Genomic DNA, 13,192 nt, shown 5'->3' with positions numbered 1-13,192 from the left:
ACGATGCCCATCGCAACCCCCGAGATCTACAACCAGATGCTCGACCGCGCGAAGGCCGGCAAGTTCGCCTACCCGGCGATCAACGTCACGTCCTCGCAGACGCTGCACGCCGCGCTGCGTGGTCTCGCCGAGGCGGAGAGCGACGGCATCATCCAGATCTCCACGGGCGGCGCGGAGTTCCTCGGCGGCCAGTACAACAAGGACATGGTCACCGGCGCGGTGGCGCTCGCCGAGTTCGCGCACATCGTCGCCGAGAAGTACCCGGTCACCGTCGCGCTGCACACTGACCACTGCCCGAAGGACAAGCTCGACGGGTACGTCCGGCCGCTGCTGAAGATCTCCCAGGAGCGGGTGAGCGCGGGCCGCAACCCGCTGTTCCAGTCCCACATGTGGGACGGCTCGGCGGAGAAGCTCGACGACAACCTGGCCATCGCCAAGGAGCTGCTGGCCGAGGCCGTCAAGGCCAAGATCATCCTGGAGATGGAGATCACCCCCACCGGCGGTGAGGAGGACGGGGTCTCGCACGAGATCAACGAGTCGCTCTACACCACGGTCGACGACGCCTTCCGCACGGTCGAGGCGGTCGGCCTCGGCGAGCACGGCCGCTACCTGCTGGCCGCCTCCTTCGGCAACGTGCACGGCGTCTACAAGCCGGGCAACGTGGTGCTGCGCCCGAGCATCCTCAAGGAGCTGCAGGACGCGGTCGCCGAGAAGTACGGCAAGGCCAGCGCCTTCGACTTCGTCTTCCACGGCGGCTCCGGCTCCACCCAGGAGGAGATCGACGAGGCGCTGGCCAACGGTGTCGTGAAGATGAACATCGACACCGACCTGCAGTACGCCTTCACCCGGCCGGTCGCGGCCCACATGTTCACCAACTACGACGGTGTCCTGAAGGTCGACGGCGAGGTCGGCAACAAGAAGGCCTACGACCCGCGCGTGTGGGGCAAGTCCGCCGAGGCGGGCATGGCCGCGCGCGTCGTCGTGGCCGCGGAGAACCTGGGCTCGGCGGGCAAGAAGCTCAAGTAGACAGAGCGATACGAGGTGGGCCCCCGGCAGATGCCGGGGGCCCTTCGCGCTGCTGCTGGGGCAGACTGGAACCCATGTCCATTCACGAGAACCTGCTCGGGGGACCTGCCCCGACGCATCTGCCCGACGACCCTGGGCCGCGTGAGCTGATCGCCTCCGGCGCCGCTCCCACCGAGGTCGCTGCCGCGTTCCCGGCGTCCTCGCTCGCCTGGGCCCAGCTCTCCGACGAGGCCTTCGAGGCCGGCCGGTTCGTCGAGTCGTACGCCTACGCCCGCACCGGCTACCACCGGGGCCTGGATGCGCTGCGCCGCGCCGGCTGGAAGGGCCACGGCCCGGTGCCGTTCGAGCACGAGCCGAACCGCGGGTTCCTGCGCGCCCTGCACGCGCTGGCCCGCGCCGCGAAGGCCATCGGCGAGAAGGAAGAGTACGAGCGCTGCACCGCCTTCCTGCGGGACAGCTCCCCGACGGCGGCCGACACCCTCGGCTGACCTCCGGCGCCGGATCCGCGCGGCGGTCGAATGTCGCAGTCTTGCGACAGTCGGCCGCCGCTTGGCATATCCACGTACTTGTGTGCGAGGGTGGCCCGTGGTGTCTACAGGCGTGTCGTCTGCGGGCACGTCGTCTGCAGAAGCGTCACGAACGTCGATGCGCAGCACCCAATCGCCGCGGGGGGCCGGGGCCGGGTAACGCCGCTGCGCGCCAGGGGGAGTCTTGGCCGGAGAACGCCGCCGTCAGCCCAGCCGCCGACGGTCCAGCCGCCGTGCCTCGATAGCCGGCTTCATCGCGCTCTGCGCCGTGGCCCTGTGCTGCGGCGTGGGATACGCCGCGTGGGACACCCGGCACGACGACTCCGCCGCCGCCGAGGACGGCAGCGCGATGACTGCCACCACCGCGCCCGCCGACCTGTCGGACGACGCGGCGGGCAGCCCGTCGGACGTGCCGTCCTCGCCCTCGTCCACGCCGAGCCCCACCCGCACCACCCCGTCGCCCACGCACACCACGACCCCGCCGCCCCCGAAGGTCCCCACCCACGGCAGCGGCACCTTCACCACCGCCCAGGCCGACGGGGCCGCCTCGGGGCAGGGCCGCATCCGCCGCTACAAGGTCCAGGTCGAGGGCGGCATCCAGCTCTCGTCCAGCGCCGCCGCCCACGAGATCGCCGCGATCCTCGCCGACAAGCGCGGCTGGACCGCCGACGGGCGCGACGGTTTCCAGCTGGTGTCGTCCGGGTACGCGGACTTCGTCATCAAGATCGCCACTCCGGACACGGTCGACGCGATCTGCGGCCAGGCGGGCCTGCTCACGCGCGGCGAGGTCAACTGCGACGTCGGCGCCACCGTGGTGGTCAACCTCAAGCGCTGGATGCTCGGCTCCCCGGAGTTCGACGGGCCGATCGACGAGTACCGGGCGCTGATCATCAACCACGAGGTCGGCCACCGCATCGGGCACGGCCACGAGGGCTGTCCGGGCCCGGGCAAGCTCGCGCCCGTGATGATGCAGCAGATCAAGGGTCTGCACGGATGCCTCGCCAACGCCTGGCCGTACGACAGCCAGGGCCGGTACATCCAGGGCCCGCCGGCTGCCTGATCCTGCAAGCCTTGCCGGATCGGCCAGGACCGCAGATGATCTCGGCACAGCCCGGTGACCCCGGGCCATGCTCTGGAGGTATCCCATGTCCGATGCACCGACCGAAGAGGCGGCGACCCCGAACCTCTCGTTCGAGGGCACGACCCCCTACGAGGACTACGTACAGGCGTCCGTCCTCACCCATCTGCAGCACCCGCTGTCCGACGAGCCCGGCGAGATGGCCTTCCTCGTCACCACCCAGGTCATGGAGCTGTGGTTCACCCTGCTGGTCCACGAGTGGACCACCGCGGCCGCCGCCCTGCGCGAGGACGACATCCCCCGGGCCGTGGCCGCCCTGCGGCGCAGCCTGCCTGAGCTGGAGTCGCTCAACGCCTCCTGGAAGCCGATCGCCCACCTCACCCCCGCGCAGTTCAACGCGTACCGCTCCGCGCTCGGCGAGGGCTCCGGCTTCCAGTCCGCGATGTACCGGCGGATGGAGTTCCTGCTCGGCGACAAGTCCGCGTCCATGCTGGTGCCGCACCGCGGCACCCCCAGCGCGCACGCCGAGCTGGAGAAGGCCCTGACCGAGCCCAGCCTGTACGACGAGGTGCTGCGCCTGCTGGCCCGCCGCGGCCACCCCGTGCCGGCCGAGGTGCTGGAGCGGGACCCGAGCCTGCGCTACGAGCCGCACCCCGAGGTAGAGGCCGCCTGGCAGAGCGTGTACGCCGACCCCGACCAGGACTCCGAGCTGGTCCGCCTGGCCGAGCTGCTCACCGACGTCGCCGAACTCGTCTGGCGCTGGCGCAACGACCACCTCGTCGCGACCCGGCGGGCGATGGGCGCCAAACCCGGCACCGGCGGCTCCGCGGGGGTGGCCTGGCTGGAGAAGCGCGCCGCCAAGAACGTCTTCCCCGAGCTGTGGACGGCCCGCAGCCATGTCTGAGCCCCTGACGCAGCCGCCCGCGGCAGACCCCGCGTCCGGCCGGCCGGACGCCGCCGCCCTCGAAGGCCGCGCGGCCGCCCTGGACGCGCAGGACCCGCTGGCCGCGGTCCGCGACCGCTTCGACCTGGTCACCGGCGAGGTCTACCTCGACGGCAACTCGCTCGGCCCGCCCACCACCCGGATCATGGAGCGGCTGGGCGACGTCGTCGGCCGCGAGTGGGGCCGGCTGGGCATCCGCTCCTGGGACGGCAGCGGCTGGTGGACGGCCCCGGAGCGGATCGGCGACCGCATCGGCGCGCTCGTCGGCGCCGCCCCCGGCCAGGTCGTGGTCGGCGACTCGACCAGCGTCAACGTCTTCAAGGCGCTGGTCGCGGCGGTCCGGATGGCCCCGGACGGACGCGACGAGATCCTGGTGGACGCCGCGACCTTCCCCACCGACGGCTACATCGCCGAGTCCGCGGCCAGGATGACCGGCTGCACCCTGCGCGCCGTCCCGGCCGGGGAGATCGGCGCGGCGGCGGGGGAGCGCACCGCCGCCGCCCTGGTCAACCACGTCGACTACCGCAGCGGACGGCTGCACGACCTGCCCGCCGTCACCGCCGCCCTGCACGCCGCCGGTGCGCTGGCCGTGTGGGACCTGTGCCACAGCGCCGGTGCCGTGCCCGTCGCCCTCGACGCGGACGGCGTGGACCTGGCCGTCGGCTGCACCTACAAGTACCTCAACGGCGGGCCCGGCTCGCCCGCGTACCTCTACGTGCGCGGCGCGCTGCAGCCGCGCTTCGACTCGCCGCTGCCGGGCTGGAACTCGCACGCCGACCCGTTCGGCATGGCGCCGGCCTACGCACCCGCCGAGGGGGCGCTCCGCGGCCGCGTCGGCACACCTGAGATCCTGTCGCTGCTCGCCCTGGACAGCGCCCTCGACGCGTGGGACGGCGTGGACCTCGGCGACGTGCGGGCCAAGAGCCTGGCACTGACGGACTTCTTCCTGGAGTGCGTCGGTGCGCTGGTCCCGCCCGGGCGTGTGGAGTCGGTGACCCCGCAGGCACACGCCGAGCGCGGCAGCCAGGTGTCGCTGCGCTGCCAGGACGCCGGCGAGGTGATGCGCGCGCTCATCGCGCGCGGTGTCGTCGGCGACCACCGCAGGCCGGACGTGCTGCGCTTCGGCTTCACCCCGCTCTACACCCGCTTCGCCGACGCGCTGCACGCCGCACGCGTCCTGGCCGACATCCTCGAAGGGACGCCGTAACCGATGGCCGACGCCGCACCCGACGTGTCTCCGTCCGCCACCGGGCCCCGGCACCCCTCCGGTGTGCCGGATCCGGAGGGCCGGGCGGAGGCCGAGGAGGCGGCGGCCTTCAGCCATGCGCACGTGCCGCCGGACGCGACCGCGGCCTACGGCGGCCACCCCGACCAGATCGTGGACTTCTACCGGCCGCGCCCCGCGCCCGCCCGTCCCGCGCCCCTGGTGGCGCTGCTCCACGGCGGCGCGTGGCGGGCCGCCTACGACCGCGCGCACGTGTCCCCGCTGGCCGCCCACCTGGCCGCGCACGGCTTCGCCGTGGCCTCGGTGGAGTACCGGCGCGGCGGCGCCCCGGACGGCGGCGAGCAGGCCGCAGACCGGCCCGCAGCGGGCTCCGCACCCGACCGGCCGGCCCCCGCCGGCCGCTGGCCGGACACCCTGGACGACGTGGCCGCCGCGATGGACGCCCTGCCGGCCCTGGCCGTCGCGACACTCGGCGACGACGCCGTCGACCCCCGGCGGATCGTGGTCACCGGGCACAGCGCGGGCGGCCACCTGGCCCTGTGGGCCGCCGCGCGCCATGTCCTGCCCCCCGATTCCCCCTGGCACCGCTCCTCGCCTCCCCCGTTGCGCGGCGTCGTGGCGCTCGCCCCGATCGCCGACCTCGGCGCGGCGGCCCGGCTGCACGTCTGCTCGGACGCGGCCGTCGATCTGCTCGGCGGCCCCGACCGCCTCACCGAACGCCTTCCGCACGCCGACCCGGCCGTGCTGCTCCCCACCGGCATCGCCACGACCATCGTGCACGGCGCCACTGACAACGTGGTTCCGCCGCAGGTCAGCGAGGCTTTCATGGACGCGGCGGCCGCGGCGGGGGAGGAGCCGGTGGTGGCCTGGCTGCCCGGCACCGGGCACTTCCCGCTGATCGACCCGGCCGCGCCCGCGGTGTCCGCCGTCACCGACGAGATCGCCCAGCTGGCCTGGTGACGGCGGCGGCCGTCGCGCCGCCCCTCCGCCGCAGGCCGGGATCGGCCGCGCCATCCGCCGATCCCGACCGCCCCCGGACAGCACGAAGCCCCCGCCGTGGCGGGGGCTTCGTCGAGGAGCAGGTGGAACCGTGCGGCGGTGCGGCCGGCCGCTCAGCGGCTGCGCTTGGCCAGCCGCTCGACGTCGAGCAGGATCACCGCGCGGGCCTCCAGCCGCAGCCAGCCGCGGCCGGCGAAGTCGGCGAGGGCCTTGTTCACGGTCTCGCGGGAGGCGCCGACCAGCTGGGCCAGCTCTTCCTGCGTGAGGTCGTGGACGACGTGGATGCCCTCCTCCGACTGCACGCCGAAGCGCCGCGAGAGGTCGAGCAGCGCCTTGGCGACGCGGCCGGGGACGTCGGAGAAGACCAGGTCCGACATGACGTCGTTGGTCCGGCGCAGGCGGCGCGCGACGGCACGCAGCAGCGCGGTGGACACCTCGGGCCGCACGTTCAGCCACGGCTGGAGGTCGCCGTGGCCCAGGCCCAGCAGCTTGACCTCGGTCAGCGCGGTGCCGGTCGCGGTGCGCGGGCCGGGGTCGAACAGCGACAGCTCGCCGATCAGCTCGCCGGGGCCGACCACGGCCAGCATGTTCTCGCGGCCGTCGGGCGAGGTGCGGTGCAGCTTGACCTTGCCTTCGGTGACGACGTACAGCCGGTCCCCGGGGTCGCCCTCGTGGAACAGCGAGTCGCCACGCGCGAGCGTGACCTCCGTCATGGAGGCGCGCAGTTCAGCGGCCTGCTCGTCGTCGAGCGCCGCGAAAAGCGGAGCACGGCGCAGAACGTCGTCCACGAGCTCTCTCCTTGTCGACAGCCGACATCGCCGGGTTTTCCCATGATGCACGACGTCTCAATCAGTGCGATCAATCACAAGGATGTCGTATCCGACCGAGGAGTAGTGCCCCGGGGGCCCGATTGGGCGTCGATTTCGGTGGTTCTGGCCCTGCCTCAGGGCCGAATGAGTGGCGAGAGTACCGGATTCCGCTCTCGGCGAACACCCCGTGCGCGGCCCTCGGACGGCCCCGGCGGGGTGGTTGCGGGGCCTTCGCCGCGGGCCCGTGCGGTGGCGGGCCGCACCGGCCGCCCGTGCGCCGGTCCGGCGCGTCGGAATCGGGTGATCCCTGTCGGCGCCGCCCCGTAGGCTGCATGCATGGCGACAAGTGGTACGGGCGGGGCCCAGGGCCGGCCGGTCAGGAAAGCGAAGCCGCCGCAGACGCACACCGGGCTGGTGCGCCAGGCGCGAAAGATCTACCGCGAACTCGGCGAGGTGTACCCGTACGCCCACCCCGAGTTGGACTTCGAGAACCCCTTCCAGCTGCTGATCGCCACCGTGCTGTCGGCGCAGACCACCGACCTGCGGGTGAACCAGACCACGCCGGCGCTGTTCGCCAAGTACCCCACTCCCGAGGACATGGCCGCGGCCGACCCCGAGGAGCTGGAGCAGATCCTGCGGCCCACCGGGTTCTTCCGCGCGAAGGCCAGGTCCGTGCTGGGCCTGTCCGCGGCGCTGCGGGACAACTTCGGCGGGGAGGTGCCGGGCAACCTGGCGGACCTCGTCACCCTGCCCGGTGTCGGCCGCAAGACCGCCAACGTGGTGCTGGGCAACGCCTTCGGCGTCCCCGGCATCACCGTCGACACCCACTTCGGGCGCCTGTCCCGCCGGTTCGGCTGGACCACCTCGGAGGACCCCGAGCAGGTCGAGAAGGACGTCGCGGCGCTCTTCCCCAAGTCCGACTGGACGATGCTGTCGCACCGCGTCGTCTTCCACGGGCGGCGCATCTGCCACGCCCGCAAGCCCGCCTGCGGCGCCTGCCCGATCGCCCACCTGTGCCCGTCGAACGGCATCGGCGAGATCGACCCGGACAAGGCCGCCAAGCTGCTGAAGTACGAGAAGGGCGGGTTCCCCGGGCAGCGGCTCAACCCGCCGCCGGACTACCCGGGCAAGGCCGCGCCGCCGCTGGGCGCCTCATGACGCAGGCCCAGGGCGCGGACGCGGCCGGCATCCAGGTCACCGCGGACGGCGTGCCCTCCTGGCTCGACCCCGTCGTCACCGTGGTGCAGGGGGTGCGCCCCGAGCAGCTCAGCCGCTTCCTGCCGCCGGACGGCGAGGGCCGCCCGTCGGCCGTGCTGATCCTGTTCGGCGAGGGCGAGCAGGGCCCCGACCTGCTGCTCATCGAGCGTTCCGCGGCGCTGCGTTCGCACGCGGGCCAGCCGTCGTTCCCCGGCGGCGCGCTGGACCCGGAGGACGGCGACCCCGAGGGCGACGGTCCGCTGCGGGCCGCGCTGCGCGAGGCCGAGGAGGAGACCGGCCTGGACCCGTCGGGTGTCCAGGTGTTCGGGGTGCTGCCGCGGCTCTACATCCCGGTGAGCGGCTTCGTGGTGACCCCGGTCATGGGCTGGTGGCGGCGGCCGAGCCCGGTCGCCGCGGTGGACCCGGCCGAGACCGCACGGGTGTTCCGGGTGCCTGTGGCGGATCTCACCGACCCGGCGAACCGTGCGATGCTCGTCCACCCGAGCGGTTTCCGCGGCCCGGCGTTCCTGGTCGACGGAGCCCTCGTCTGGGGCTTCACCGCGGGCCTGATCGACAAGATCCTGCACTACGCGGGGTGGGAGCAGCCCTGGGACACCGAGCACACGGTGCCGCTGGGCTGAGCAGGCGTGACGCGCCGGCCGGGGTTCCGGGCGCGGCGGCGGCGCCGCAGGCGCGGTTAGTGCCGTTACGGTCCCGCGTCCTCAGCCGGTCGTGAGACCGTGTTCCCCGTGAACGCGCTGGACTTCCTGCTCATCCTCGCCGCCGCCTGGTTCGCCGTGGTCGGCTACCGCCAGGGGTTCGTCGTCGGCATCGCGTCGGTGACGGGCTTCCTCGGCGGTGGTCTCGCCGCGGTGTACCTGCTCCCGCTGATCTGGGACAAGGCGACGGACAACGCCCAGCCGGGCTCGGTCGCGGTGATCACCGCCGTCACGCTGGTGATCGTGTGCGCGTCGGTGGGGCAGGCGTTCACCACCCACCTCGGCAACAAGGTCCGCACCCGCATCACCTGGTCGCCGGCCCGGGCGCTGGACGCCGGCGGCGGCGCGCTCATCAACGTCGTCGCGATGCTGCTGGTGGCCTGGCTGATCGGCAGCGCCCTGGCGACCACGACCCTGCCGACCATAGGGCGCGAGGTGCGGTCGTCGAAGGTGCTGCTCGGCGTCTCCAAGGTGGTCCCGGCGGAGGCCGACACCTGGTTCAACGACTTCAGCACCACGCTGGCCCAGAACGGGCTGCCGCAGGTCTTCGGCACCTTCGGCTCGGAGCCGATCACCTCGGTCCCGGCGCCCGACCCGGCCCTGGTCAACAACCCGGTGGTCGACCGCGCCGAGCGCAGCATCGTGAAGGTCGTCGGCACCGCCCCCGGCTGCGGCAAGGTCCTCGAGGGCTCCGGGTTCGTCTTCGCCAAGGACCACGTGATGACCAACGCGCACGTCGTCGGCGGCGTGAGCGAGCCCACCGTCCAGGTCGCCGGCAAGGGCCGGCTGCACGACGCCCGCGTGGTGCTCTACGACTGGCAGCGCGACATCGCCGTCCTGGACGTGCCCGGCCTGGACGCGCCCGCGCTGCAGTTCGCGTCCACCGACGCCCGTTCCAAGGACGACGCCATCGTGGCGGGCTTCCCGGAGAACGGCGCGTTCGACGTGCGCGCGGCCCGCATCCGCGGCCGGATCGAGGCCAACGGCCCGGACATCTACCGCCGCGGCACCGTGCACCGCGACGTGTACTCCCTCTACACCACCGTCCGGCAGGGCAACTCCGGCGGCCCGCTGCTCAGCACCGACGGCAAGGTCGTGGGCGTGGTCTTCGCCAAGTCCCTCGACGACGCCAACACCGGGTACGCGCTGACCGCCGACGAGGTCGCGCCGGACGTGAAGGCGGGACGGACCGCGGTCCGGCAGGTGGACAGCCAGGGATGCGCGCTGTGACCGCGTTCGGGGCGGGCGGCTCAGTCCCGCCCGTGGCGTAGCCGGGCGCCGACCCAGCGGGCCCTGCGCCCCAGGATGCGGGGGATGCCGAGATGGCTGTGCCCTGGCGGGAGCAGCGTCATGGCCGCGGAGGCGCCCGCGGCGGTGAAAGTGCGGCGGCGAGTGCGCGATACGTCACTGTAGTCGTGCGTCCAACCCATACCGAGCTACGTGCCCGCGCCTCCCGGTCGGTAATCGCCGGATCATCGCTCAGTCGGCGTATGCACGCGGCAATATGACCGATCAGCAGCTCGTCGTACCGGCAGGTGTGCCGGGCTCAGCGGTCCGGTTCCGGGTCCTTGAGCCAGTTGATCAGCTCGGTCGAGAACGCCGCCGGGTCCTCCTCGTGCGGGAAGTGCCCGAGACCGTCGAACAGCCGCCAGCGGTAGGGGGCTTCGACGTACTCGCCGCTGCCCGCCGCGATGCGCGTGCCCATCGCCGGGTCGAGCGAGCCGTGCATCTGCAGGGTCGGCACCCGCACCGGCCGCTTCATCCGCCGGTTGAACTGGATGCCGTCGGGGCGCGCCATCGACCGCACCAGCCACCGGTACGGCTCGATCGCGCAGTGGGCGGTCGACGGGATCTGCATCGCGCGGCGGTAGACGTCCACCGCCTCCTCGTCCGGCAGGCTGGGCCCCGACCACTCCTGCACCAGCCGGCCGACCAGCGCCGCCTCGTCGGCGACGAGCTGCCGTTCCGGCAGCCACGGGCGCTGGAAGCCCCAGATGTACCCGCCGGACCTGCTCTGCCGCAGGTCGGCGAGCATCGCGGTGCGCCAGCGGCGCGGGTGCGGCATGGAGGCGACCGCGAGCCGGCGCACCAGCTTCGGGCGCATCGCCGCGGCCGTCCACGCCAGGTAGCCGCCGAGGTCGTGGCCGACCAGCGCCGCGTCGGGCTCGCCGAGCGAGCGGATCACGCCGGTCACGTCGAGGGCGAGGTTGCCCGGGTCGTAGCCGCGCGGTGTGCGGTCGCTGCCGCCCACCCCGCGCAGGTCCATCGCGACCGCCCGGAAGCCTGCGTCGGCGAGCGCCGGCAGCTGGTGGCGCCAGGTCCACCAGAACTGCGGGAAGCCGTGCAGCAGCAGCACCAGCGGCCCGTCGCCCATCTCGGCGATGTGGAAACGGGCGCCGTTGGCCGCGACCTCGCGGTGGATCCACGGGCCGTCGGGGCGGGGAACCGGGATGCGCGTGCCGGACGGCCGACGCGAACCGTCGGGGAGGTTCATGTTCTGAGCGTGTCACATCCGGCGCCGCCATGTGGGCGAGCCGGCGCTCGTCACCCCATCGGTCAGCGGGAGCCCGACGGCGGCAGCGCCGACTGCGACGCCTTCTGCCCGGCGCCGGTCAGCTCCGGCTTGGCGTCCGCGGGCTCCAGCGGCCGCGGGTGCGGCTTGGCCTTCTGCAGCACCGCCGCGCTCTCCTTGGCGGAGTTCAGCGACCGCTCCGGCTTCTTGACCTTCTTGAACCGGCCGTACGCGATCAGCGCGAGCAGGACCGCGAGCACGATGTAGGCGCCGCACACGATGAGGAACGACCAGCCGAGGGTGATGCCCAGCGCGTGGATGCCGTACGCGGCGGCCATGCTGCCCATCGGCACCGCGAACAGGGCCAGCGCCAGGGCCGCGACCACCGCGCCGCTGCCGATCGCGGCCCGCTTGGCGTCCTGCCGGATCTCGGCCTTGAACAGGGCGATCTCGTCGTGCACCAGGGCGGACACCTCCGCCGTGGCGGACGCGAACAGCTGCCCGAGGCTGCGCTCGTCACCGTTCGAGGCTGCGCTCATCGCGGCGTCCTCCGTCGTTCTGCGTCGTATCGGTCCGGTACCGGTCGTACCGTGTCTGCCCCCGATCATGCCTTACGTCGCATCAGGGCCGCCCGCGTCCCGGCCGAGTTGGGCGAGGCGACGGTGTTCGGCGGCCTGGCGTTCGAGTATTTCCGCCATCCGGAGGTGGTACGCGGGCTGGTCCTCCTCGTAGACGTCGGGGATCCCGTCGCCGTCGGAGTCGCGGTTCTCGTCCTCGGTCAGCGCCCGGTAGGTGTTGTTGCGCAGCTTCAGCAGGGTCGCCGCGAGCACCGCGGAGAACAGCGAGCCGAGCAGCACCGCGGACTTGCTCTCGTCGGCCAGTGGCGGACCGGTGAAGGCGAGTTCGGCGATGAGCAGCGAGACGGTGAAGCCGATGCCCCCCAGGGTGGCGACGGCCAGCACGTCGGGCCAGCGCAGGTCGGCGTTCAACTCGGCCCGGGTGAAGCGGGCGGCGAGCCAGGTGCCGCCGAACACCCCGAGCGGCTTGCCGACCACCAGGCCCAGCACGACGCCGAGGGTCTCCGGCTTGTGGAAGACGTCGGCGAGCGCCCCGCCGGACACCGCCACGCCCGCAGAGAACACCGCGAACAGCGGCACGGCCACGCCCGCGGACAGCGGACGCACCAGGTGCTCGATGTGCTCGCCCGGTGCCTGCTCCTCGCCCGGCCGCGGGGTGCAGCGCAGCATCAGGCCCATGGCCACGCCGGCGATCGTCGCGTGGATGCCGCTGTTGTACATCAGCGCCCAGATCACCAGCGCCAGCGGCACGTACACGTACCAGCCGTGCACCTCGCGCCGCAGCAGCACCCAGAACAGGGCCAGCCCGGCGAAGGCGCCGAGCAGCGCGCCGTAGTCGATGTGCGAGGTGAAGAAGACGGCGATGATCAGGATGGCGAAGAGGTCGTCGACGACGGCCAGGGTGAGCAGGAACGCGCGCAGCGCGGACGGCAGCGCGGTGCCGATGACGGCGAGGACGGCGAGCGCGAAGGCGATGTCGGTCGCGGTGGGTACCGCCCAGCCCTTCAGCGACCCGCCGCCCGCGGACGCGGTGATGGCGTAGACGACCGCCGGGACCACCATGCCGCACAGCGCCGCGACCACCGGCAGCACCGCGGCCGCGGGGCTCCGCAGCTCGCCGACCACCAGCTCGCGCTTCAGCTCGACCCCGGCGACGAAGAAGAAGACGGCGAGCAGTCCGTCGGCCGCCCAGTGCGCGACGGACAGGTGCAGGCCGAGCGCTGCCGGGCCGAAGTGGAAGTCGCTCGCCGCCTCGTAGGAGTGGTGCCCGGTGTTCGACCAGATCAGGGCGGCCACCGCGGCCGCCAGCAGCAGCACGCCGCCGACCGTCTCGGTCCGCAGCGCGTCCGCGACGAACCTCCGCTCGGGGAGCGGCAGCCGCCCGAGCAGGGTCGCGGCGCGGCGGACCGGCCCCGGCCCGGGGGCGGATCGCTGCGGCGGCTGCTCGGACACGGGGGCGACCTCCTGGGCGTCCCCCTCAGTCTTGTCGGGAAGCGGGGGCGGGGCGCCGCCCGGATGACCCGAACGAATGAGAGCGGGAACGGGAGAAGGCCCGAGGGGGAGGGGGCGGGAACGGAAG

At 73.2% G+C, this 13,192-nt stretch carries 13 protein-coding genes; 9 read left to right on the top strand and 4 right to left on the bottom strand.

Annotated features, from left to right (window positions below; translation table 11 throughout):
• Positions 1-3: 3 nt before the first annotated feature.
• The 6 genes from fbaA (at position 4) to ACH4TG_RS34460 (ending at position 5,759) form a co-directional block, all read left to right on the top strand.
• The gene (gene fbaA / locus ACH4TG_RS34485; protein WP_398246594.1) at positions 4-1,026 is read left to right on the top strand and encodes a class II fructose-bisphosphate aldolase; all 1,023 of its coding nucleotides are present in this window, start codon (positions 4-6) and stop codon (positions 1,024-1,026) included.
• Positions 1,027-1,100: 74 nt separating this feature from the next.
• Positions 1,101-1,514: a DUF3151 domain-containing protein gene (locus ACH4TG_RS34480; RefSeq protein WP_398246593.1), complete on the top strand. Its 414-nt coding sequence runs from the start codon at positions 1,101-1,103 to the stop codon at positions 1,512-1,514.
• A 223-nt stretch (positions 1,515-1,737) separates the two neighbouring features.
• Positions 1,738-2,613: a DUF3152 domain-containing protein gene (locus ACH4TG_RS34475; RefSeq protein ID WP_398246592.1), complete on the top strand. Its 876-nt coding sequence runs from the start codon at positions 1,738-1,740 to the stop codon at positions 2,611-2,613.
• An 85-nt stretch (positions 2,614-2,698) separates the two neighbouring features.
• Positions 2,699-3,535 (top strand): tryptophan 2,3-dioxygenase, encoded by an 837-nt coding sequence (locus ACH4TG_RS34470; protein ID WP_398246591.1) that lies wholly within the window; start codon positions 2,699-2,701, stop codon positions 3,533-3,535.
• Positions 3,528-4,781: a kynureninase gene (gene kynU / locus ACH4TG_RS34465; RefSeq protein WP_398246590.1), complete on the top strand. Its 1,254-nt coding sequence runs from the start codon at positions 3,528-3,530 to the stop codon at positions 4,779-4,781. The genes ACH4TG_RS34470 and kynU overlap by 8 nt, the downstream gene beginning before the upstream one ends.
• 3 nt (positions 4,782-4,784) lie before the next feature.
• The gene (locus tag ACH4TG_RS34460) at positions 4,785-5,759 is read left to right on the top strand and encodes an alpha/beta hydrolase family protein (RefSeq protein WP_398246589.1); all 975 of its coding nucleotides are present in this window, start codon (positions 4,785-4,787) and stop codon (positions 5,757-5,759) included.
• Positions 5,760-5,911: 152 nt separating this feature from the next.
• Here ACH4TG_RS34460 and ACH4TG_RS34455 read toward each other — a convergent pair whose 3' ends face one another.
• The gene (locus tag ACH4TG_RS34455; RefSeq protein WP_037911812.1) at positions 5,912-6,586 is read right to left on the bottom strand and encodes a Crp/Fnr family transcriptional regulator; all 675 of its coding nucleotides are present in this window, start codon (positions 6,584-6,586) and stop codon (positions 5,912-5,914) included.
• A gap of 357 nt (positions 6,587-6,943) precedes the next feature.
• Here ACH4TG_RS34455 and nth point away from each other — a divergent pair, with 357 nt between their 5' ends.
• The 3 genes from nth to ACH4TG_RS34440 all read left to right on the top strand — a co-directional run bounded on the left by nth (position 6,944) and on the right by ACH4TG_RS34440 (position 9,753).
• Positions 6,944-7,765: an endonuclease III gene (nth, locus tag ACH4TG_RS34450; protein WP_398246588.1), complete on the top strand. Its 822-nt coding sequence runs from the start codon at positions 6,944-6,946 to the stop codon at positions 7,763-7,765.
• On the top strand, positions 7,762-8,445 hold the full coding sequence (locus ACH4TG_RS34445; RefSeq protein ID WP_398246587.1) for an NUDIX hydrolase: 684 nt from the start codon (positions 7,762-7,764) through the stop codon (positions 8,443-8,445). The genes nth and ACH4TG_RS34445 overlap by 4 nt, the downstream gene beginning before the upstream one ends.
• A 108-nt stretch (positions 8,446-8,553) precedes the next feature.
• Entirely contained in the window at positions 8,554-9,753 is a 1,200-nt protein-coding gene (locus tag ACH4TG_RS34440) for a MarP family serine protease (protein WP_398246586.1), read from the top strand.
• A 316-nt stretch (positions 9,754-10,069) separates the two neighbouring features.
• On the opposite strand, the gene ACH4TG_RS34435 is transcribed toward ACH4TG_RS34440, so the two are convergent.
• From ACH4TG_RS34435 to nhaA, 3 genes are all read right to left on the bottom strand, one after another.
• On the bottom strand, positions 10,070-11,017 hold the full coding sequence (locus tag ACH4TG_RS34435) for an alpha/beta fold hydrolase (RefSeq protein WP_398246585.1): 948 nt from the start codon (positions 11,015-11,017) through the stop codon (positions 10,070-10,072).
• Between the two features lie 62 nt (positions 11,018-11,079).
• Positions 11,080-11,574 (bottom strand): phage holin family protein, encoded by a 495-nt coding sequence (locus tag ACH4TG_RS34430; RefSeq protein WP_398246584.1) that lies wholly within the window; start codon positions 11,572-11,574, stop codon positions 11,080-11,082.
• A gap of 72 nt (positions 11,575-11,646) precedes the next feature.
• Positions 11,647-13,002: a Na+/H+ antiporter NhaA gene (nhaA, locus tag ACH4TG_RS34425; RefSeq protein ID WP_398246684.1), complete on the bottom strand. Its 1,356-nt coding sequence runs from the start codon at positions 13,000-13,002 to the stop codon at positions 11,647-11,649.
• Positions 13,003-13,192: the final 190 nt, after the last annotated feature.

The sequence above is a fragment of the Streptomyces sp. NPDC020917 genome (genome assembly GCF_044333795.1).
In the GTDB taxonomy this organism is placed as follows: Bacteria; Actinomycetota; Actinomycetes; order Streptomycetales; family Streptomycetaceae; genus Actinacidiphila.
This window is presented reverse-complemented; position numbering and strand designations above follow the sequence as displayed.

What these genes read in the sequence shown, in the direction of transcription:
- fbaA (WP_398246594.1), top strand. Translation starts at nt 4, where the DNA reads ATGCCCATCGCAACCCCCGAGATCTACAACCAGATGCTCGACCGCGCG.
- ACH4TG_RS34480 (WP_398246593.1), top strand. Translation starts at nt 1,101, where the DNA reads ATGTCCATTCACGAGAACCTGCTCGGGGGACCTGCCCCGACGCATCTG.
- ACH4TG_RS34470 (WP_398246591.1), top strand. Translation starts at nt 2,699, where the DNA reads ATGTCCGATGCACCGACCGAAGAGGCGGCGACCCCGAACCTCTCGTTC.
- kynU (WP_398246590.1), top strand. Translation starts at nt 3,528, where the DNA reads ATGTCTGAGCCCCTGACGCAGCCGCCCGCGGCAGACCCCGCGTCCGGC.
- ACH4TG_RS34460 (WP_398246589.1), top strand. Translation starts at nt 4,785, where the DNA reads ATGGCCGACGCCGCACCCGACGTGTCTCCGTCCGCCACCGGGCCCCGG.
- nth (WP_398246588.1), top strand. Translation starts at nt 6,944, where the DNA reads ATGGCGACAAGTGGTACGGGCGGGGCCCAGGGCCGGCCGGTCAGGAAA.
- ACH4TG_RS34445 (WP_398246587.1), top strand. Translation starts at nt 7,762, where the DNA reads ATGACGCAGGCCCAGGGCGCGGACGCGGCCGGCATCCAGGTCACCGCG.
- ACH4TG_RS34435 (WP_398246585.1), bottom strand. Translation starts at nt 11,017, where the DNA reads ATGAACCTCCCCGACGGTTCGCGTCGGCCGTCCGGCACGCGCATCCCG.
- ACH4TG_RS34430 (WP_398246584.1), bottom strand. Translation starts at nt 11,574, where the DNA reads ATGAGCGCAGCCTCGAACGGTGACGAGCGCAGCCTCGGGCAGCTGTTC.